General features: G+C 68.7%; 18 protein-coding genes. 7 read left to right on the top strand and 11 right to left on the bottom strand.

The features are described 5' to 3' along the window. Positions 1-148 precede the first annotated feature (148 nt). The 4 genes from VV867_RS09945 to VV867_RS09930 all read left to right on the top strand — a co-directional run bounded on the left by VV867_RS09945 (position 149) and on the right by VV867_RS09930 (position 5260). Positions 149-1918 carry an N-acetylglutaminylglutamine amidotransferase gene (locus tag VV867_RS09945; protein ID WP_328566258.1) on the top strand — a complete coding sequence of 590 codons (1770 nt, stop codon included), beginning with the start codon at positions 149-151 and terminating at the stop codon, positions 1916-1918. 61 nt (positions 1919-1979) lie between these two features. After that, on the top strand, positions 1980-3752 hold the full coding sequence (gene ngg, locus VV867_RS09940; RefSeq protein ID WP_328566257.1) for an N-acetylglutaminylglutamine synthetase: 1773 nt from the start codon (positions 1980-1982) through the stop codon (positions 3750-3752). Beyond that, the gene (locus tag VV867_RS09935; RefSeq protein ID WP_109936641.1) at positions 3749-4951 is read left to right on the top strand and encodes an osmoprotectant NAGGN system M42 family peptidase; all 1203 of its coding nucleotides are present in this window, start codon (positions 3749-3751) and stop codon (positions 4949-4951) included. Before ngg ends, VV867_RS09935 begins: the two co-directional genes overlap by 4 nt. 78 nt (positions 4952-5029) lie before the next feature. Continuing rightward, positions 5030-5260: a YheU family protein gene (locus VV867_RS09930; RefSeq protein ID WP_089393060.1), complete on the top strand. Its 231-nt coding sequence runs from the start codon at positions 5030-5032 to the stop codon at positions 5258-5260. Positions 5261-5567: 307 nt separating this feature from the next. Here VV867_RS09930 and VV867_RS09925 read toward each other — a convergent pair whose 3' ends face one another. The 10 genes from VV867_RS09925 to VV867_RS09880 all read right to left on the bottom strand — a co-directional run bounded on the left by VV867_RS09925 (position 5568) and on the right by VV867_RS09880 (position 13994). Further along, on the bottom strand, positions 5568-5897 hold the full coding sequence (locus VV867_RS09925) for a YnfA family protein (protein ID WP_089393061.1): 330 nt from the start codon (positions 5895-5897) through the stop codon (positions 5568-5570). A 17-nt stretch (positions 5898-5914) separates the two neighbouring features. After that, complete coding sequence (locus VV867_RS09920; protein WP_089393062.1) at positions 5915-6340, bottom strand: hypothetical protein; 426 nt, start codon at positions 6338-6340, stop codon at positions 5915-5917. Between the two features lie 233 nt (positions 6341-6573). Continuing rightward, entirely contained in the window at positions 6574-7386 is an 813-nt protein-coding gene (locus VV867_RS09915) for an SDR family oxidoreductase (RefSeq protein WP_328566256.1), read from the bottom strand. 128 nt (positions 7387-7514) lie between these two features. Further along, on the bottom strand, positions 7515-7820 hold the full coding sequence (locus tag VV867_RS09910; protein ID WP_089393064.1) for a hypothetical protein: 306 nt from the start codon (positions 7818-7820) through the stop codon (positions 7515-7517). Positions 7821-7934: 114 nt separating this feature from the next. Next, positions 7935-8087, bottom strand: coding sequence for a DUF3309 family protein (locus VV867_RS09905; protein ID WP_009620484.1), 153 nt, complete (start codon positions 8085-8087; stop codon positions 7935-7937). Positions 8088-8233: 146 nt separating this feature from the next. Beyond that, positions 8234-8860 carry a 3'-5' exonuclease gene (locus tag VV867_RS09900; RefSeq protein ID WP_109936638.1) on the bottom strand — a complete coding sequence of 209 codons (627 nt, stop codon included), beginning with the start codon at positions 8858-8860 and terminating at the stop codon, positions 8234-8236. Beyond that, the gene (locus VV867_RS09895) at positions 8857-10647 is read right to left on the bottom strand and encodes a DUF294 nucleotidyltransferase-like domain-containing protein (protein ID WP_328566255.1); all 1791 of its coding nucleotides are present in this window, start codon (positions 10645-10647) and stop codon (positions 8857-8859) included. The genes VV867_RS09900 and VV867_RS09895 overlap by 4 nt, the downstream gene beginning before the upstream one ends. A 78-nt stretch (positions 10648-10725) precedes the next feature. After that, a complete protein-coding gene (locus VV867_RS09890) occupies positions 10726-12381 on the bottom strand; it encodes a cation acetate symporter (RefSeq protein WP_109936636.1) in 1656 nt (551 codons plus the stop codon). Further along, positions 12378-12689 carry a DUF485 domain-containing protein gene (locus tag VV867_RS09885; protein WP_109937342.1) on the bottom strand — a complete coding sequence of 104 codons (312 nt, stop codon included), beginning with the start codon at positions 12687-12689 and terminating at the stop codon, positions 12378-12380. The genes VV867_RS09890 and VV867_RS09885 overlap by 4 nt, the downstream gene beginning before the upstream one ends. Positions 12690-13136: 447 nt before the next feature. Next, positions 13137-13994, bottom strand: a complete 858-nt coding sequence (locus VV867_RS09880) for a glycine betaine ABC transporter substrate-binding protein (protein WP_109936635.1) — start codon at positions 13992-13994, stop codon at positions 13137-13139. A 276-nt stretch (positions 13995-14270) separates the two neighbouring features. Between VV867_RS09880 and VV867_RS09875 the strand changes: the two genes are divergently transcribed. Continuing rightward, entirely contained in the window at positions 14271-15854 is a 1584-nt protein-coding gene (locus VV867_RS09875; protein WP_109937341.1) for a glycoside hydrolase family 17 protein, read from the top strand. A 1-nt stretch (position 15855) separates the two neighbouring features. On the opposite strand, the gene VV867_RS09870 is transcribed toward VV867_RS09875, so the two are convergent. Then, a complete protein-coding gene (locus VV867_RS09870; RefSeq protein WP_109936634.1) occupies positions 15856-16227 on the bottom strand; it encodes a hypothetical protein in 372 nt (123 codons plus the stop codon). Positions 16228-16396: 169 nt separating this feature from the next. On the opposite strand from VV867_RS09870, the gene VV867_RS09865 reads away from it, so the two are divergent. Then, positions 16397-16882: a GNAT family N-acetyltransferase gene (locus VV867_RS09865; protein ID WP_328566254.1), complete on the top strand. Its 486-nt coding sequence runs from the start codon at positions 16397-16399 to the stop codon at positions 16880-16882. A 110-nt stretch (positions 16883-16992) separates the two neighbouring features. Continuing rightward, positions 16993-17951 (top strand): serine/threonine protein kinase (locus VV867_RS09860; protein ID WP_328566253.1); only part of this gene is annotated, 959 nt, incomplete at its 3' end.

Raw genomic sequence — 17951 nt, 5'->3', positions numbered from 1 at the left:
AGCCATAATCAATTATCCGAACTTATCAGGCATTTTTTCATAAAAAAATCATAGAACTACTTTCACATGAAACAGTCTTTCTGTTAACACGAAAAAAGGGCCCCGGCCTGACCCCCCATTCATCCCCAACGGAGAACCGGTAAGGAAAATGTGCGGCATAGCAGGAGAACTACGTTTCGACGAGCAACCGGCCGACCTCGCGGCGGTCGAACGCATCACTCACCATCTCGCCCCCCGCGGCCCGGACGCCTGGGGGTTCCACAGCGAAGGGCCGGTGGCCCTCGGCCACCGCCGTCTGAAGATCATGGACCTGGCCGAAGCCTCCGGCCAGCCGATGATCGACACCACCCTGGGCCTGTCCCTGGTGTTCAACGGCGCCATCTACAACTACCCCGAGCTGCGCAAGGAGCTGGAAGCGCTGGGCTACCGCTTCTTCTCCGGCGGCGACACCGAGGTGCTGCTCAAGGGGTACCACGCCTGGGGCAAGGACCTGTTGCCCAGGCTCAATGGCATGTTCGCCTTCGCCATCTGGGAGCGTGACGCCCGCCGGCTGTTCATCGCCCGCGACCGCCTGGGCATCAAGCCGCTGTACCTCGCCCGCGACGGCCAGCGCCTGCGCTTCGCCTCCAGCCTGCCGGCGCTGCTGCAGGGCGGCGGCGTCGACACCAGCCTGGATGCCGAGGCGCTCAACCTCTACCTGAACTTCCACGCCGTGGTGCCCGCCCCGCGCACCCTCCTCAACGGCGTGCGCAAGCTGCCGCCGGCGACCTGGATGAGCATCGACGCCGACGGCCGCAGCGAGCAGCACTGCTGGTGGCGCCTGGAATACGGCTGCCGCGAGGACGAGCGCGAACTGCGCCTGGAAGACTGGGAAGACCGCGTGCTGGACAGCCTGCGCGAAGCGGTCGGCATCCGCCAGCGCGCGGCCCGCGAGGTGGGCGTGCTGCTCTCCGGCGGGGTGGACTCCAGCCTGCTGGTCGGCCTGCTGCACGAGGCCGGGGTGGAAGACCTGCTGACGTTCTCCATCGGCTTCGAGGATGCCGGCGGCGAGCGCGGCGACGAGTTCCACTACTCCGACCTCATCGCCCGCCGCTACGGCACGCGCCACCACCAGCTGCGCATCGCCGAGAAGGAGGTGATCGAGCAGTTGCCGGCGGCCTTCCGCGCCATGAGCGAGCCCATGGTCAGCCACGACTGCATCGCCTTCTACCTGCTCGCCCGCGAGGTATCGAAGCACTGCAAGGTGGTGCAGAGCGGCCAGGGCGCCGACGAGCTCTTCGCCGGCTACCACTGGTACCCGCCCATGGTCGACGCCGCCTCGCCGCTACATGCCTACCGCGCGGCCTTCTTCGACCGCAGCCATGGCGAATACCAGAGCACCGTGCGCCCGGCCATGCGCGTGGAGGACGTGGCCCAGGCCTTCGTCGCCGAGCACTTCGCCATGCCCGGCGCCAGCGACGCGGTGGACAAGGCGCTGCGCCTGGACAGCACCATCATGCTGGTGGACGACCCGGTCAAGCGCGTCGACAACATGACCATGGCCTGGGGCCTGGAAGCCCGCGTGCCGTTCCTCGACTACCGCCTGGCCGAGCTCTCGGCGCGCATCCCGGCGCGCTTCAAGCTCGGCGACGGCGGCAAGCAGGTGCTCAAGGCCGCGGCGCGGCGGGTGATCCCGGCCGAGGTGATCGACCGGCCCAAGGGCTATTTCCCGGTGCCGGGGCTCAAGCACCTGCAGGGCAACACCCGGGCCTGGGTCAGCGAGCTGCTGCTGGACCCCAGCCAGGACCGCGGCCTGTTCGAGCTGGCGCAGATCGACCGCCTGCTCGGCAACCCGCAGGACGACCTCACCCCGTTGCGCGGCTCCAAGCTCTGGCAGCTGGCCGCCCTCAACCTCTGGCTGACCGAACAGGGAATCTGACCCAGCCAGCAGCGCGGGCCACCGGCACCGTACCGGCGGCCCGCCCACCAGGGAGCGAACCATGAAAAGCCATTTCAACCTGCCCCATCCGCACAACCAGCGCCTGCTGCGCGGCCAGGTGCCGACCTACCAGCGCCTGCAGGCGCGCTTCGCCGAGGACCACGAGCAGCCCGGCTGCGAGCCCCACAGCCTGCACTGCGGCTGGGGCCGGCTGCTGATCGGGCACACCTTCGCCGAACCCGACGCGCTGGCCGCCGAGCTGCTCAACGAGCGCCCCGGCGAGCGCGACATCGCGCTCTACGTGGCGGCGCCGCAGCAGGTGCTGGCGCATGCCCCGCAGCAGTTGTTCCTCGACCCCTCCGACACCCTGCGCCTGTGGTTCACCGACTACCGGCCGGCGCACCGCTCCTTCCGCGGCTTCCGCATCCGCCGGGTGCACGGCGAGGACGACTGGGCGGCGGTCAACCGCCTGTACCTGGCGCGCGGCATGCTGCCGGTGGACGCCGAGCGGCTCACCCCGCACTACCAGGGCGGCCCCACCTACTGGCTGGCCGAGGACAGCGCCACCGGCAACGCCGTGGGCGCGGTCATGGGCCTGAACCACACCAAGGCCTTCCACGACCCCGAGCGCGGCTCCAGCCTCTGGTGCCTGGCGGTGGACCCGCAGTGCAGCCGCCCGGGCGTCGGCGAGGCGCTGGTGCGCCACCTGATCGAGCACTTCATGAGCCGCGAGCTGGCCTACCTCGACCTCTCGGTGCTGCACAGCAACCAGCAGGCGAAGGCGCTGTACCGCAAGCTCGGCTTCCGCGAGCTGGCGACCTTCGCCATCAAGCGCAAGAACGGCATCAACCAGCCGCTGTTCCTCGGCCCGGGCCCCGAGCAGGGCCTGAACCCCTACGCCCGGATCATCGTCGACGAGGCCCATCGCCGCGGCATCGAGGTGCAGGTGCAGGACGCCGCCGCCGGCCTCTTCAGCCTGACCCAGGGCGGCCGGCGCATCCGCTGCCGCGAGTCGCTGTGCGACCTGACCAGCGCGGTGAGCATGACCCTCTGCCAGGACAAGCGCCTGACCCACCGCGCCCTCGCCCGCGCCGGGCTGAAGCAGCCGCAGCAGCGCCTGGCCGGCAGCGCCAGGGACAACGCCGCGTTCCTCGCCGAGCACGGCGCGCTGGTGGTCAAGCCGGTGGACGGCGAGCAGGGCCAGGGCGTGGCGGTGAACCTGACGAAGATCGAGGAGGTCGAGGCGGCCATCGAGCATGCCCACCAGTTCGACGGCCGCGTGCTGCTGGAGAGCTACCACCCCGGCCAGGACCTGCGCGTGCTGGTGATCGGCTACGAAGTGGTGGCCGCGGCGGTGCGCCACCCGGCCACGGTGATCGGCGACGGCCGCCACAGCATCCGCCAGCTGATCGAGGCGCAGAGCCGCCGGCGCCAGGCCGCCACCGACGGCGAAAGCCGCATCCCGCTGGACGGCGAGACCGAGCGCACCCTGCACGCCGCCGGCTTCGGCTACGACGACGTGCTGCCCGAAGGCCGCAGCCTGGCCGTGCGCGGCACCGCCAACCTGCACACCGGCGGCACCCTGGAAGACGTCACCGACAAGCTCCACCCGGCCCTGCGCGAGGCCGCCATCCGCGCCGCGCGGGCGCTGGAGATCCCGGTCACCGGGCTGGACCTGCTGGTGCCCGACGTGGAAGGCGAGGCCTACGTGATCATCGAGGCCAACGAGCGCCCGGGCCTGGCCAACCACGAACCGCAACCCACCGCCGAGCGCTTCCTCGACCTGCTCTTCCCGCTCAGCCGCGAACCCCTGGAACGCGAGGTGCCCGCATGAGCCGACTGCCGCAACCGGACCTCAACTACCTGCAGCGGGTGCTGCTGGAGATGCTCGCCATCCCCAGCCCCACCGGCTTCACCGACACCATCGTGCGCTACGTGGCCGAGCGCCTGGAGGAGATCGGCATCCCCTTCGAGATGACCCGCCGCGGAACCATCCGCGCGACCCTCGCCGGCCGGCGCAACAGTCCGGACCGCGCGGTCTCGGCGCACCTGGACACCATCGGCGCCATCGTCCGCGAGATCAAGCCCAACGGCCGCCTGGCCCTGGCCCCGGTGGGCTGCTGGTCGAGCCGCTTCGCCGAGGGCAGCCGCGTCACCGTGTTCTGCGACAACGGCGTGCTGCGCGGCAGCGTGCTGCCGCTGATGGCCTCCGGGCACGCCTTCAACACCGCGGTGGACAGCCTGCCGATCAGTTGGGACCACGTCGAGCTGCGCCTGGACGCCTACACCGTGAGCCCGGCCGACAGCGCCGCGCTGGGCGTGTCCATCGGCGACTTCGTGGCCTTCGACCCGCTGCCGGAGTTCACCGACAGCGGCCACATCAGTGCCCGCCACCTGGACGACAAGGCCGGCGTGGCGGCGTTGCTGGCGGCGCTCAAGGCGGTGGTGGAAAGCGGCCAGGAACCGCCCATCGACTGCCACCCGCTGTTCACCATCACCGAGGAGATCGGCTCCGGCGCAGCCGGCGCCCTGCCCTGGGACGTCAGCGAGTTCGTCGGCATCGACATCGCCCCGGTGGCCGAGGGGCAGAACTCCAGCGAGCACGCGGTGAGCGTGGCCCTGCAGGACTCCGGCGGGCCCTACGACTACCACCTCTCCCGGCACCTGCTGCGCCTGGCCGAGCGCCACGAGGTGGCGGTGCGCCGCGACCTGTTCCGCTACTACCACAGCGACGCCCAGTCGGCGATCGAGGCCGGCCACGACATCCGCACCGCCCTGCTGGCCTTCGGCTGCGACGCCACCCACGGCTACGAGCGCACCCACATCGACAGCCTGTCCAACCTGGCCCGGCTGCTCTGCGCCTACCTGCTCAGCCCGCCGGTGTTCGACAGCGACGCCGAGCCCCAGGAAGGCGCCATCGAGCGCTTCAGCAAGCAGCTGGAACACCCGGTGCACATGGAGAGCACCACCCACGTGCAACCGGTGGGCGAACTGCTGGACAACAACAAGGACGACGAAAAGGGGCGCCACTGAGGCGCCCCGGGCTCGCCGGCAAGCCCGCGCGCGACTAGAATCGCCGCCTGTTCCACCCCATGCCGATGAATGTCCGCCATGCTGATCCCCCACGACCTGCTCGAAGCCGAGACCCTCAACAACCTGCTGGAAGACTTCGTCACCCGCGAAGGCACCGACAACGGCGACGACACGCCCCTGGCCACCCGCGTCGAACGCGCCCGCCACGCGCTCAGGCGCGGCGAGGCGGTGATCGTGTTCGACCCGGAGAGCCAGCAGTGCCAGCTGATGCTCAAGGTGGAAGTGCCCAAGGAGTGGCTGGAGGATTGAGGGGGGCTGCTTTTCGTAGGAGCGAGCTTGCTCGCGAACCTGGCTCCTGGTGCTCAGCTGCCCCTTGCAACCCTCTCCCCCCGCCCTCTCCCTGAAGGGAGAGGGAGCTATCCGTGCATACCGAAACGACAGTGCTTGCCGGCAACTCCAGCATTGCCGGCGGGCATAGAAACCACCCCAGACACCGAACGGCCCCCTCTCCCTTCAGGGAGAGGGTTGGGGAGAGGGTGCTCTAAAGCCCAGCACCTGAAATCCCCAGCAAACACCATTCGCGAGCAAGCTCGCTCCTACGAAAAGCCAGCCTCCATCAAGGCGCCAGCTTCGGCCCCAGCAGCACCACGCTCGCTCCGACGATGCACAGCGCCACGCCCAGCCAATCGCTCCACAGCGGCCGGCTTTTCTCCACATACGCCAGCCAGAACAGCGACGCCGCCACGTAGATGCCGCCATAGGCCGCGTAGGAGCGCCCGGCATAGGCCGCCTCGACGCGGGTCAGCAGCAGGGCGAAGCACAGCAGGCTGAACAATCCGGGAATTATCCACAGGGGCGTGCGGTCCAGGCGCAGCCAGAGGTAGAAGGCGTAGCAGCCGGCGATCTCGCAGAAGGCGGCAAGGAGGAACCAGAGGTAGTTGAGCATCTCGCTTTCCTTGGGGCTCAGCCGCGCAGGCCGCCCTCGCGTTCCCAGGCGCAGCGTACCCGCAGGTCGCCTTCCCGGGGGCTGTGGAAGCCGCGTTCGGATTCCCAGCGGAAGGTGTGGCAGCCGTTGAGTTCGGTTTCCAGGTGGACCACAGCGCTGGCCCAGTACAGGCGCTTGAGCAGTGCCTCGAACTGTTCCACCCACAGGTTCCATTCGTATTCGATGGCCGGGTAGCTGGCGCCGAAGTGGATCACCTGCGACTGGTACAGGCCGGCGCCTTCCTGCTCGCAGCGGCTGAACATCTCGCGGCCGAGGAACGGCCAGGCCTCGCCCACCGGCAGGCTGTCCAGCACCTTGCGGTTGGCCGCGCGGCGCAGGCGCCGCTCCATGGAGTCGCCGGGCCAGTCGCGGATGCAACCATAGACGATGGATTCGGACTGCAAGACGCTGAGACTCCCTGTGGACGACGCTGCCTTCTAGCACAGGCGCCGGCGCCGGGAAAGCAGCAGGCGGCAATGTTGCGTGGCCGGCCCGGAAAAGCGAAAGCCCCGCGATGGAGGCGGGGCTTTCACTGGGGTCCAACATACATCGGCAGGCAGGCCGGTGACGCCAAACTACGCTTTTGCACCGCCCTGGGCAAGCCCTGTTTTCGCTTGCACCGAAGCGGTGCAGAAACTCAGGCCGGGTTGCGCTGCTTGGCCTTCATCTTCTGCGCCATGCGCGTCATTTCGTCGTAGATCGCCTGCGGGTTCTGCTGCTTGACCTGCCAGGCGAGGCGGCCCTGCTCGTGGGGCAGGATCATGAAGCTGCCGCGCCCGACCTCCTGGTGGATGTAGTCGGCGATGTCGGCGGCGCTGATCGGCGAGCCTTCCAGCAGCTTGCCCACCTGGCTCTTCATTTCCGGGCTGGGGCCGCGGAAGGAGTCCAGCAGGTTGGTCTGGAAGAACGACGGGCAGACCACGTGGACCTTCACGTCCACCAGGCCCAGCTCGGCCAGCAGGCTCTCCGAGAGCGCCACCACGCCGGCCTTGGCCACGTTGTAGTTGCTCATCGCCGGGCCCTGCATCAGCGCCGCCATGGAGGCGATGTTGATGATCCGCCCGTGGCTGCGCTCCAGCAGCGGCAGGAAGGCCTTGCAGCCCTTGACCACGCCCATCAGGTTGATGGAGATCTGCCAGTCCCAGTCTTCCAGCGACAGCTCCTCGAAGAAGCCGCCGGAGGCCACGCCGGCGTTGTTGACGATGATGTCGATGCCGCCGAGCTTCTCGTCGCAGGCCTGGGCCAGGGCGGTGAGCTGGCTGTAGTCGCGCACGTCGCAGCGCTGGGTGAAGCCGTCGCCGCCGGCCTCGCGCACCAGGCGCAGGGTTTCGGCCAGGCCTTCGTCGTTGATGTCGGCCAGGGCCAGGCGCCAGCCTTCGCGGGCCCAGCGCAGGGCGATTTCGCGGCCCAGGCCGGAACCGGCGCCGGTGATCATCATGCGGTTTTGCATAGGGGGTTGCCTTGTCTTGTCCGGGGAATTGTCCGGCAGTGTAGCCAAGGCTCCACCCGCGCTGCGCTTTAATCAGGCTGCTGAATGGCGCCGGCAAACCGGCGCCACAGCCAGGGCGGACGCGGCCTTCAGAACAATGGAAGAAGCAGGCAGGAAAGCTTCCCGAGGACCAGGGCGACGCCCGCGAAGATCAGCAGGAAGGTCGCGCAATTGACCTTCTCGCGGCGCAGGCCGGCGAACGAGTGCACGCGGTAGCGCAACAGAAAGGCCCCCAGCGCCAGCAACAGGGCGGGGGCGAAGTAGACGAACTGCCAGTAGCGTTGCGGATCGCTCTCCCGCGCCAGCCAGTCCGCCGCCGGCAGCGCCACCAGGCCGCTGAACAACTGGCCGAGCAGCCACAGGCTGCCCAGGGCGACCAGTACGACTCCGAGCATTCCCTTTCCCCCGTCCCCCAAAAGGCCATCATGGTAGGACGTGGAGGGATGCCCGGCTGTGTCCTGGATCACTTTGCGCCCCTCCAGCCTGCGGCGAACCGCGAAGGGTTCACGCTACACGTAGCCCAGCAACAGCATGACCAGCAACACCACCAGGACCACGCCGAGGATCCCCGAGGGCCCGTAGCCCCAGCTGCGTGAATAGGGATACACCGGCAGGCCGCCGATGAGCAGAAGAATGAGGATGACCAGCAGAATGGTTCCCATGGTGCGTCTCCCGTAGGCAGTCGGGCGGCAGGCCTGCGCTGCGGGCCCGCGTCCGCGGAACGGGCAGCGCACGGGGCTGCCCACCTGCTATTGGGACCGGCGCCGCTGCGCCGGGATTCAGTTTTTCTGCGCCGCGGGCCCGGCGCTCAGTGCTGCAGGTCGGGCAGCGAGCCCTTGCGCAGGCGCAGGAACATCAGCGCCACGCTGCGCGCATCGCCCAGCGCCGTATGGCGGCCTTCCACGGGGATGCCCAGGGTGCGCGCCAGGGTGTCGAAGCGCAGGTCCAGGTGCAGGTCCGGGTAGCGCCGCGCCATCTTGCGCTGGTACAGCGCGGAGACCTCGATGCGCGGGTTGACCAGGGCCTCGCCCAGGCGCTCGCGCAGGTGGCGGCGCAGCACGGCGACGTCGAACGACAGGTAGTAGCCCAGCAGCGGGCGGTCGCCGATGAAGGCCAGCGTCCGGCGCAGCGCCTCGTCCAGCGGCAGCTGGCCTTCGAGGTCGGCGCGGCGCAGCTTGTGGATGCGGATCGACTCGCCGTCGAGGCTGGCCGGCGGCTCCACCAGCAGTTCCAGGCGCTCGCCGAGCACCAGCTTGCCGCGGCGGATGAGCACCGCGCCTATGCTCAGGATGTCCGCCTTGCGCGGGTCGAGGCTGGTGGTCTCCAGGTCCAGGGAGACGATTTCCTCGGCCTCCTCCGGGGCGTGCAGGTACCAGTACAGCCGGCGGCGCCAGCCGGACCAGTGCTGGTCGGGAATCTTCACCAGGGCGTTCATCGGCTCTCCAGGTGGAACTGCCTTTCCAGGCTCTGCTTGAATTTCTTCACCGCGTGCAGGCCGAAGCGCAGCATGTCGCGCTCGTGGCGGCTCAGGCGGGCCACGTCCAGGCCCTGCTGGCGGCCGTCGCGCTCGCCGGCCAGTTGCTGGGTCAGGCGCAGTTGCAGGAACAGTTCGAAGGCCTCGGCGAGGTTCTCCGCCAGGCCCTCGTCGAGCACCCCGCGCGCCTGCAGCGCCTCCAGCCGGGCCAGGCTGCCGCGGACCTCCAGGCCCTCGCGCAGGGCCAGCACGCGGCAGCCATGGACGATGGGGAAGATGCCGCCGCGCTTGATGTCCAGGTGTTCCTCGCGGGTCTTCAACTGGCCGAGGAAGGTCAGCGGCGTGTCGAACTGCAGGGCCGCCACGGCAATGTCCGCCAGCCAGCGCTCGCCGTCCGTGGCGAAGCCCAGCAGGCCCTGGCGCAGGCTCTCGAACAGCTGGCGGTTGCCGGCCACCGGCCAGGCGTCGGCGAGGATCGACAGGCGCAGCAATTGCTCCGGGCGCCCTTCCAGGGCCGTGGTGTTCAGCTCGCGCTGCCAGGCCGCCAGCGGCTTGCACCAGTCCGCATGGCTGGCCATGACGCCGCCGGGGCACGGCGGGTAGCCGCAGGCCAGCAGGGCATCGCTGAAGCGCTGCATCAGCGCCAGGGCCTGCTCCCGGGGGAAGTCGTCGGCGAGGATCAGGGCGTTGTCCTGGTCGGTCTTGAGCAACTGCTCGCCGCGGCCTTCGCTGCCCATCACCACCAGGCAGCAGCGGCTGCGCAACGGCGGCGGTATCAATAGTTCGAAGAGACGTTCGAGCAGCTGTTCGTTGAGCGCACCGACCAGTTGCATGATGAAGCGCAGGCGGATGCCGTTGCCGGCCAGGGTGGCGATCAGGGTGTGCAGGGTCTCGGCGGCGGCGCGCAGCTCCTCCTCGGTCTCGGCGCGGGCGATGCGCAGCGCCAGCACGTGGGAGTGGGTGGAGAACAGGCTGAGCACCTGGGTCAGGTGCAGCAGGCCGACCATTTCGCCGTCCTCGCGCACCGCGACGCGCTCGATGCGCAGGCGCGTCATGAGGATCATGGCGTCGAACAGGAAGTCGCCCAGCTCGACGCTGGCCAGCGGGCCGTGGGCCAGCGGGCCGATGGCCTCGTCCTCGGCGCGGCCGTCGCGGAAGTGCGCGCGCATCAGGTCGGTGCGGGTGACGATGCCCAGCTCGCCGGCGCTGCGCACCAGCAGGGCGTCGGCGCCATGGCTGAGCTGCAGGCGCGCGGCGTCGCCCAGAGGCAGCCCGGCGTCCACCTCGAGGGCCGGCAGCAGGTGCTCGCGGGCGATGCGGGTGAGGATGAATTCGGCCAGGTTCTGCCCGTCGCGCCGCGCCAGCTGGCGCTTGGCCGCGAGGTCGGCCTGGAAGAAGCGGGCGAAGCCGGGGTTGTCGCCGCACAGCTGGTGGAAGGTGCTGGCCGGCAGTTCGTAGAGGATGCTCTCCTCCACCGCGCGGTAGTCGTGCTTGCTGCTGCCGGAGAACAGCCCGCGGATGTCGAAGAGGTCGTCGCCGGCGTACTGGGCGAACAGCTTGCCGTCCTCGCCGCGCTCCTCCACCACGCCCTTGAGCACGATGAACAGGCAGGGCACCGCGGCGCCGGCTTCGAGCACGGTCTCGCCACTGGTGTAGTAGGCGACGCTCAGGGCCTCGGCGAAGGCCTGGCGCTCGCTCGCGCGCAACTGGTCGAACGGCGGCGCGGAGAAGTTGAAGCTCTCGGGCATCGCGAGCCCCTTTTGGCAGTGCGTAAAAGGCGAAGCCGGAGGCGGGCCTCCGGCTTCGTCGGGGTCAGCCGCGAGGCATCAGTGGGCTACCGCGCCACTGGCGCCCAGGCCGGTCTGCGAGCGGATGAACTGCGGGAAGAAGCGTGCGCGCTCCTCGTCCGCCGCCGCCGACTTGTCGGTGATGGAGAAGAACCAGATGCCGACGAAGGCCACGGCCATGGAGAACAGCGCCGGGTATTCGAACGGGTAGATGGGCTTCTCGTGGCCGAGGATCTGCACCCAGATGGTCGGGCCGAGGATCATCAGCACCACCGCGGTGATCAGGCCCAGCCAGCCGCCGATCATGGCGCCGCGGGTGGTCAGCTTCTTCCAGTACATCGAGAGCAGCAGCACCGGGAAGTTGCAGCTGGCGGCGATGGAGAAGGCCAGGCCGACCATGAAGGCGATGTTCTGCTTCTCGAACAGGATGCCGAGGATGATCGCGACCACGCCCAGGGCGACGGTGGTGATCTTCGACACGCGCAGCTCGTCCTTCTCGTTGGCCTTGCCGCCCTTGAGCACGCTGGCGTACAGGTCGTGGGACACCGCCGAGGCACCGGCCAGGGTCAGGCCGGCGACCACCGCGAGGATGGTGGCGAAGGCCACCGCGGAGATGAAGCCCAGGAACAGGCTGCCGCCCACGGCGTCGGCCAGGTGCACGGCGGCCATGTTGTTGCCGCCGATCAGGGCGCCGGCGGCGTCCTTGAAGGCCGGGTTGGTGCTCACCAGCACGATGGCGCCGAAGCCGATGATGAAGGTCAGGATGTAGAAGTAGCCGATGAAACCAGTGGCGAAGAACACCGACTTGCGGGCTTCCTTGGCGTCACTGACGGTGAAGAAGCGCATCAGGATGTGCGGCAGGCCGGCGGTGCCGAACATCAGCGCGAAGCCCAGGGAGAAGGCCGAGATCGGGTCCTTCACCAGGCCGCCGGGGCTCATGATGGCCTCGCCCTTGGGGTGTACCTTGATGGCTTCGGAGAACAGCGCGCTGATGTCGAAGTTGACGTGCTTGAGCACCATGATCGCCATGAAGGAAGCGCCGCACAGCAGCAGCACGGCCTTGATGATCTGTACCCAGGTGGTGGCGAGCATGCCGCCGAACAGTACGTAGAGCACCATCAGGATGCCGACCATGACCACCGCGACGTGGTAGTTCAGGCCGAACAGCAGCTCGATCAGCTTGCCGGCGCCGACCATCTGCGCGATCAGGTAGAAGGCCACCACCACCAGCGAGCCGCAGGCGGACAGGGTGCGGATGTTCTTCTGCTTGAGGCGGTAGGAGGCCACGTCGGCGAAAGTGTATTTGCCGAGGTTGCGCAGGCGCTCGGCGATCAGGAAGAGGATGATCGGCCAGCCCACGAGGAAGCCGATGGAGTAGATCAGGCCGTCGTAGCCCGAGGCGAACACCAGCGCGGAAATCCCCAGGAAGGACGCGGCGGACATGTAGTCGCCGGCGATCGCCAGGCCGTTCTGGAAGCCGGTGATGCTGCCGCCGGCGGTATAGAAGTCGGCGGCCGACTTGCTGCGCTTGGAGGCCCAGTAGGTGATGCACAGGGTGAAGCCGACGAAGGCGACGAACATGACGATCGCCGGGATGTTGATCGGCTGGCGTTGCACGTCGCCGGTCAGGGCGTCGGCCCAGAGGGCGGGGGCGAAGGCGGCCAGGCCGAGGGCCGCGAACAGGCGGGCGATCATTGCTGGACCTCCTTGAGGACTTCTCGGTTCAGGCGGTCGAACTCGCCATTGGCTCGGCGCACGTAGATGCCGGTGAGGACGAAGGCGGACAGGATCAGCCCGACGCCGATGGGAATGCCCCAGGTCACCGAGGAATCGGGGCTCACCTTGGCGCCCAGCACTTGCGGTTCGAATGCGATCAGCAGGATGAAGGCCACGTACAGGCCCAGCATGATCAGTGAGAGCAGCCAGGCGAATCGCTCGCGTTTGGCCACCAGTTCCTTGAAGCGCGGATTGGTATCAATCCGCTGGTAGATGCTGTCGTTCATTTTGTTGTTGTCCTCACAGCGGGGGATGACGCGGATGTCGTCGATCCCCACTTTAGGACTCTGGTGCAAGGCCTCCAGACGACTTTAGTCGTAGCGGACTGGAAGGCGCGGGATAGAGCCTCCGGCCACGGTGCGAAGGCAATGTCGGACAGGTAGGGCGCATAACGCCTACGGCGTTATCCGCCATTGCCCTCGACTCCGGAGCCCGGGCCGGCGGCGGATAACCGCGAACGGTTATTCGCCCTACGGTCGGGTGCAGGCGTAGGAGCAACTGTCTTGCCGGCTGCGCCGATGTGCTCTTCTACGAGAAGCAGTGCCCCCGGCAGGGTAGGACTCACCGGCCGCGCCGAACGCCCAGACAGAAAAGCCGCTTCCCCCTGGAGGAAAGCGGCTTTCGTCATACCCCGGATCGAGCCGGGCAACAGCCCCGGAACGACCCGCGCCAGCTTACTGCGTCCACTCCTTGACCCGCTCCGGGTTGCTGGCCACCCACTGCTTGGCGGCCTCCTCGGGCTTGGCGCCGTCCTGGATGGCGAGCATCACCTGGCCGATCTCGGCGCCGTCCTTCCACTGCAGTTTCTTCAGCAGCGCCCAGACTTCCGGGGCCTTCTTCTCCAGTGCCGGGTTGGCCACGCTGTCGACATGCTCCTCGTCGCCGTAGACCTTCTTCGGATCGTCGAGGAACTTCAGCTTCCACTTGGCGAACATCCAGTGCGGGATCCAGCCGGTCACCGCCACCGCCTTCTTGTCGTTCTCGGCGCGGGTCAGCTCGGCGATCATGCCGCTGCCGGAGCTGGCCACCAGCTTGTAGTCCAGGCCGTAGTCCTTGATCGCCTGGTCGGTCTTGAGCATCACCCCGGCGCCGGCGTCGATGCCGACGATGCGGCCGCCGAAGTCGTCCTTCATCGCCTTGAGGTCTTCGATGCTGTTGGCCTTGACGTACTCCGGCACGATCAGGCCGATCTTCGCCCCCGGGTAGTTCACGCCCAGGTCGACCACCTGGTCCTTCATCTTCGCGTAGTAGGCGCCGTGGGTCACCGGCAGCCAGGCCGAGAGCATGGCGTCGAGCTTGCCGCGGGCCACGCCCTGCCACATGATCCCGGCCGCCACCGGCATCAGCTTGACCGGGTAGCCGAGCTTCTCGCGGATCACCTCGGCGGCCACGTGGGTGGTGGCCACGCTGTCCGACCAGCCATCGACGTAGCCGATGGTGATCTCCGGCTTGGCCGCCGCACCGGCCAGGCCCGCTGCCGCCGACAGCACGAGCCCCGCACCCAGGCCCATTAGTCGTCGCATCATTCGCATAAGAGTCTCCCCTTGTTCTAGGTTCACCGGAACGAGCGCTCCGGGACGGTCTTGGCCGCCCCTCCATCATCTGCGCGAGGGGCCGGCGGGCTGCTCCGAGAACGACGCGCAACCTGCCGGTACGCGACAACGACTGCCTGATTACGACAACCACGGAGCATTTGCGACATGCTCGTGTCCACCCTTGATGCCAGAGAGCCATCCCACGCTCGTCTGCGCAGACGCCGGAGCCGGGGCATTGCTAAGATGCGCGACCTGCTCGAAAGCACCGCGCCCATGCCCAGATTCCAGCGCCATCCTTTTTCAGCCTACTGTCTCGGCCTGCTCCTGGCCACCCTGGCCCTCTGCGCCACCTGGTACCTGCAGGGCCGCGCCATCGTCCTGCCCGACGCGGCCGGCCCCACGCACAAGCTGCAGTGCGCCTCCTACAGCCCCTTCGGCAAGGACCAGTCGCCCTTCGACCAGCCCTTCACCCTGCGCCCGGCGCAGATGGACGCCGACCTGGCGCTGCTGGCGACGCGTTTCGGTTGCGTGCGCACCTATTCCATGAGCGGCCTAGAAGGCATTCCCGAACTGGCGCGCAAGCACGGCCTGAAGCTGATCCTCGGCGCCTGGATCAACGCCATCCCCGCCGACAGCGAGCGCGAGGTGCAGAAGCTGGTGGCGGCGGCCAACGCCTACCCCGACGTGGTCCAGGCGGTGATCGTCGGCAACGAGACGCTGCTGCGCCAGGAGGTCACCAGCAAGTACCTCGAGGGCTTGCTGGCACGGGTGAAGAGCCAGGTGCGCCAGCCGGTATCCTATGCCGAGGTCTGGGAGTACTGGCTGAAGCACCCGCAGCTGGCCGCCGGCGTCGACTTCATCACCCTGCACCTGCTGCCCTACTGGGACAACCAGCCCAGCGGCATCGACGGCGCCCTGGAGCACGTCGCGGACATCCGCCGGCGCTTCGACCACGCCTTCCCCGGCAAGGCCATCCTGATCGGCGAGACCGGCTGGCCCAGCGAGGGCCGCCAGCGCCAGACCGCCCTGCCCAGCCGCGTCAACGAGGCGCGCTACATCCGCGGCTTCGTGCGCCTGGCCGAGGAGCACGGCTGGCGCTACAATCTGATCGAGGCCTTCGACCAGCCGTGGAAGCGCCGCATCGAGGGCGCCGTGGGCGGCTACTGGGGCCTGTTCGACGCCGACCGACAGGACAAGAACGTGCTCGCCGGGCCGGTTTCCAACCAGCCGGACTGGCCGCTCTGGCTGACTCTGTCGCTGGCGCTGTGGGGCGCAGCCCTGCTGCTCGGCGGCCGCCCGGCCCACGCCCGCTACGCCCTGCTGCAGCCACTGGCTGCCGCCCTCGGCGCCGCCTGCGTCGGCCTGTGGGGCGCCCAGGCCCAGGTGATCTGCACCTTCCTCGACGAGTGGCTGTGGGCGGCCTACCTGGTGCTGCTCAACCTGCTGGTGCTGCTGCACCTCTCCCTGGCCCTGGGTACCGGCGCCGGCTGGCGCGCGCGTCTGCTGGCCTGGCTGGAGGCTCGTGGCAGCTGGTGGTTGCTGGCCAGCGGCTTCGCCGGCGCGGTGTGGATGCTGGCCCTGGTGTTCGACGCGCGCTACCGCAACTTCCCCAACGCGGCCCTGCTGTTCCCGGCGCTGGTCTACCTCTGCCGCCCCGTGGCGGCGCCGCGCCGCGAGGCCGGCCTGCTGGCGCTGCTGATAGTCGCCGGCATCGTCCCGCAGCTGCTGCTGGAAGGGCTGGACAACCGCCAGGCGCTGACCTGGGCGGGGGTCGCGCTGCTGCTCGGCGCGGCCCTGTGGCGCGGCCTGCGCCAGGAAAACACCCTGGCCGCCGCGGCCCCGGCACCAGCCGCCTGATTCAGGCCCGCGCCGGGCGCGGCTGGCGCACCAGGCGCAGCCCGGCGAGCACCACGGCGAACACCGCCATGCTCACGCTGTAGAACACCAGCGCCAGCAGGCCGACGAACAGCGCCAGCGCCGCCAGCCACCAACCGATGCGCCCGGGAACCAGGAAGGCCGGCACCGACGCCGCCAGCGCCGCCTGGCCGAACACCCCGAAATGAATCAGCAGGCCCAGCCCGGAGCGCGCCTGGCAGGCCCACAGCGACGCGTCCTCGGCGCACACGTCCACCCAGCTGGCGTTCTCCAGCAGGCCGAAGCGCACGCCATAGCAGGCGGCCAGCCAGAGGGCGGCGAGGCAGAGCAGGATCAGCGACGAACGATGGGGCATGGCGCCACTTCCGCAGGCGAAGGGCGCCCAGCATAACCAGCGCGGGGGCCGATGCAAGAGGCGCAGCCCCTGGCGTGGGCGGCTGCAGCAGCTGTGCATCCCCCACCGCCGAGGTTGCCAGCGCCGGGCCGGCACGGCATGCTCGGCGGTCCGCTTCAAGGAGATCGCCATGTCCCGCATCCAGCTGCGCCCCGCCCGCCCCGACGACGTCCCGCTGATCCTCGAACTGATCGCCGAGCTGGCCGACTACGAACGCCTGTCCCACGAGAACAAGGCCGACGCCGGGCGCATGCACGAGCACCTGTTCGGCCCGCGCCCCTACGCCGAGGTGCTGATCGGCGAAGTGGACGGCGTCGGCGCCGGCTTCGCGCTGTTCTTCCACAACTACTCCACCTGGCTGAGCCAGCCCGGCATCTACCTCGAAGACCTCTACGTGCGCCCCAGCGCCCGTGGCCTGGGCCTGGGCAAGGAGCTGCTGAGCGAACTGGCGCGCCTGGCGGTGGAACGCAAGTGCGGGCGCCTGGAGTGGTCGGTGCTGGACTGGAACGAACCGGCCATCGGCTTCTACCGCAGCCTGGGCGCCGTGCCCCTGGACGAATGGACCGTCTACCGCCTGGCCGGCGATGCCCTCGCCCGCCTCGGCCGGCGCGACTGAACGACCGCTGGAGTGGATTTCTGACGCGTCCTACAGCACTTGAAGCACTTGCGCTTGTCATAGTGCTCGGTTTCACTGCATTTCGCGTCCCCCTGAAAGGAATCCACCCCATGCCTCTGCTTACGCGCGTGGCTGCCCTGCTCGGCAGCCTCGTCATGGGCTTCGCAGGCCCGGCGCTCGCCAGGGATGTCGACCCGGCCAGCTACGGCTACCCCCTGGGCAACCCCTTCGAAGCGACCATCGCCACCACCCCGGTGGAGCTGCGCCCGCAGCTGCCGGACCCCGCCGACATCGACCAGCAGGACTACGCCCTCAAGCTGCGCCCGGAGCGCGAGTTCGAGCTGCCGGACAACTTCTGGCCGGTGAAGAAGCTGCACTACCGGCTGGCCCGCCAGGACCACCCGGCGCCGCTGGTGTTCATCATCGCCGGCACCGGCGCCAGCTACCTCAGCAACACGCCCGAGTACCTCAAGGGCCTGTTCTACGGCGCCGGCTACCACGTGGTGCAGATTTCCTCGCCGACCAGCTGGGACTTCATGGCCGGCGCCTCGATGCGCGCCACCCCCGGCTACAGCCCCGACGACGCCGACGACCTGTACCGGGTGATGCAGGCGGTGCGCGCCCAGCACCCGAGCCTGCCGGTGACCGACTACTACCTCACCGGCTACAGCCTCGGCGCCCTGCACGCGGCCTTCGTCAGCCACCTCGACGAAACCCGCCGCAGCTTCAACTTCAAGCGCGTGCTGCTGCTCAACCCGCCGGTGAACCTCTACACCTCGGTGAGCAACCTGGACCGCCTGGTGCAAACCCAGGTCAAGGGCATCACCGACTCCCGGACCTACTACCAGCTGGTGCTCGGCAAGCTGACGCGCTATTTCCAGCAGAAGGGCTACATCGACCTCAACGATGCCTTCCTCTACGACTTCCAGCACTCCAGGCAGCACCTGACCAACGAAGAGATGGCCATGCTGATCGGCACGGTGTTCCGCTTCTCCTCGGCCGACATCGCCTTCACCTCGGACCTGATCAACCAGCGCGGGCTGGTCACCCCGCCGCACTACCCGATCGA

The organism is Pseudomonas sp. JH-2 (assembly GCF_036231725.1).
In the GTDB taxonomy this organism is placed as follows: Bacteria; Pseudomonadota; Gammaproteobacteria; order Pseudomonadales; family Pseudomonadaceae; genus Pseudomonas; species Pseudomonas delhiensis.
Note: the sequence above shows the minus strand (reverse complement) of the source record. Positions and strands in the feature narration are given on the sequence as shown.

Excerpts from the sequence above, each read along its gene's own strand:
- VV867_RS09865 (WP_328566254.1), top strand. The coding sequence starts at position 16,397 with ATGTCCCGCATCCAGCTGCGCCCCGCCCGCCCCGACGACGTCCCGCTG.
- VV867_RS09935 (WP_109936641.1), top strand. The coding sequence starts at position 3,749 with ATGAGCCGACTGCCGCAACCGGACCTCAACTACCTGCAGCGGGTGCTG.
- VV867_RS09890 (WP_109936636.1), bottom strand. The coding sequence starts at position 12,381 with ATGATCGCCCGCCTGTTCGCGGCCCTCGGCCTGGCCGCCTTCGCCCCC.
- VV867_RS09900 (WP_109936638.1), bottom strand. The coding sequence starts at position 8,860 with ATGAACGCCCTGGTGAAGATTCCCGACCAGCACTGGTCCGGCTGGCGC.
- VV867_RS09895 (WP_328566255.1), bottom strand. The coding sequence starts at position 10,647 with ATGCCCGAGAGCTTCAACTTCTCCGCGCCGCCGTTCGACCAGTTGCGC.
- VV867_RS09880 (WP_109936635.1), bottom strand. The coding sequence starts at position 13,994 with ATGCGAATGATGCGACGACTAATGGGCCTGGGTGCGGGGCTCGTGCTG.
- VV867_RS09885 (WP_109937342.1), bottom strand. The coding sequence starts at position 12,689 with ATGAACGACAGCATCTACCAGCGGATTGATACCAATCCGCGCTTCAAG.
- VV867_RS09925 (WP_089393061.1), bottom strand. The coding sequence starts at position 5,897 with ATGCTCAACTACCTCTGGTTCCTCCTTGCCGCCTTCTGCGAGATCGCC.
- VV867_RS09930 (WP_089393060.1), top strand. The coding sequence starts at position 5,030 with ATGCTGATCCCCCACGACCTGCTCGAAGCCGAGACCCTCAACAACCTG.
- VV867_RS09945 (WP_328566258.1), top strand. The coding sequence starts at position 149 with ATGTGCGGCATAGCAGGAGAACTACGTTTCGACGAGCAACCGGCCGAC.
- VV867_RS09915 (WP_328566256.1), bottom strand. The coding sequence starts at position 7,386 with ATGCAAAACCGCATGATGATCACCGGCGCCGGTTCCGGCCTGGGCCGC.
- VV867_RS09870 (WP_109936634.1), bottom strand. The coding sequence starts at position 16,227 with ATGCCCCATCGTTCGTCGCTGATCCTGCTCTGCCTCGCCGCCCTCTGG.
- ngg (WP_328566257.1), top strand. The coding sequence starts at position 1,980 with ATGAAAAGCCATTTCAACCTGCCCCATCCGCACAACCAGCGCCTGCTG.
- VV867_RS09910 (WP_089393064.1), bottom strand. The coding sequence starts at position 7,820 with ATGCTCGGAGTCGTACTGGTCGCCCTGGGCAGCCTGTGGCTGCTCGGC.
- VV867_RS09875 (WP_109937341.1), top strand. The coding sequence starts at position 14,271 with ATGCCCAGATTCCAGCGCCATCCTTTTTCAGCCTACTGTCTCGGCCTG.
- VV867_RS09905 (WP_009620484.1), bottom strand. The coding sequence starts at position 8,087 with ATGGGAACCATTCTGCTGGTCATCCTCATTCTTCTGCTCATCGGCGGC.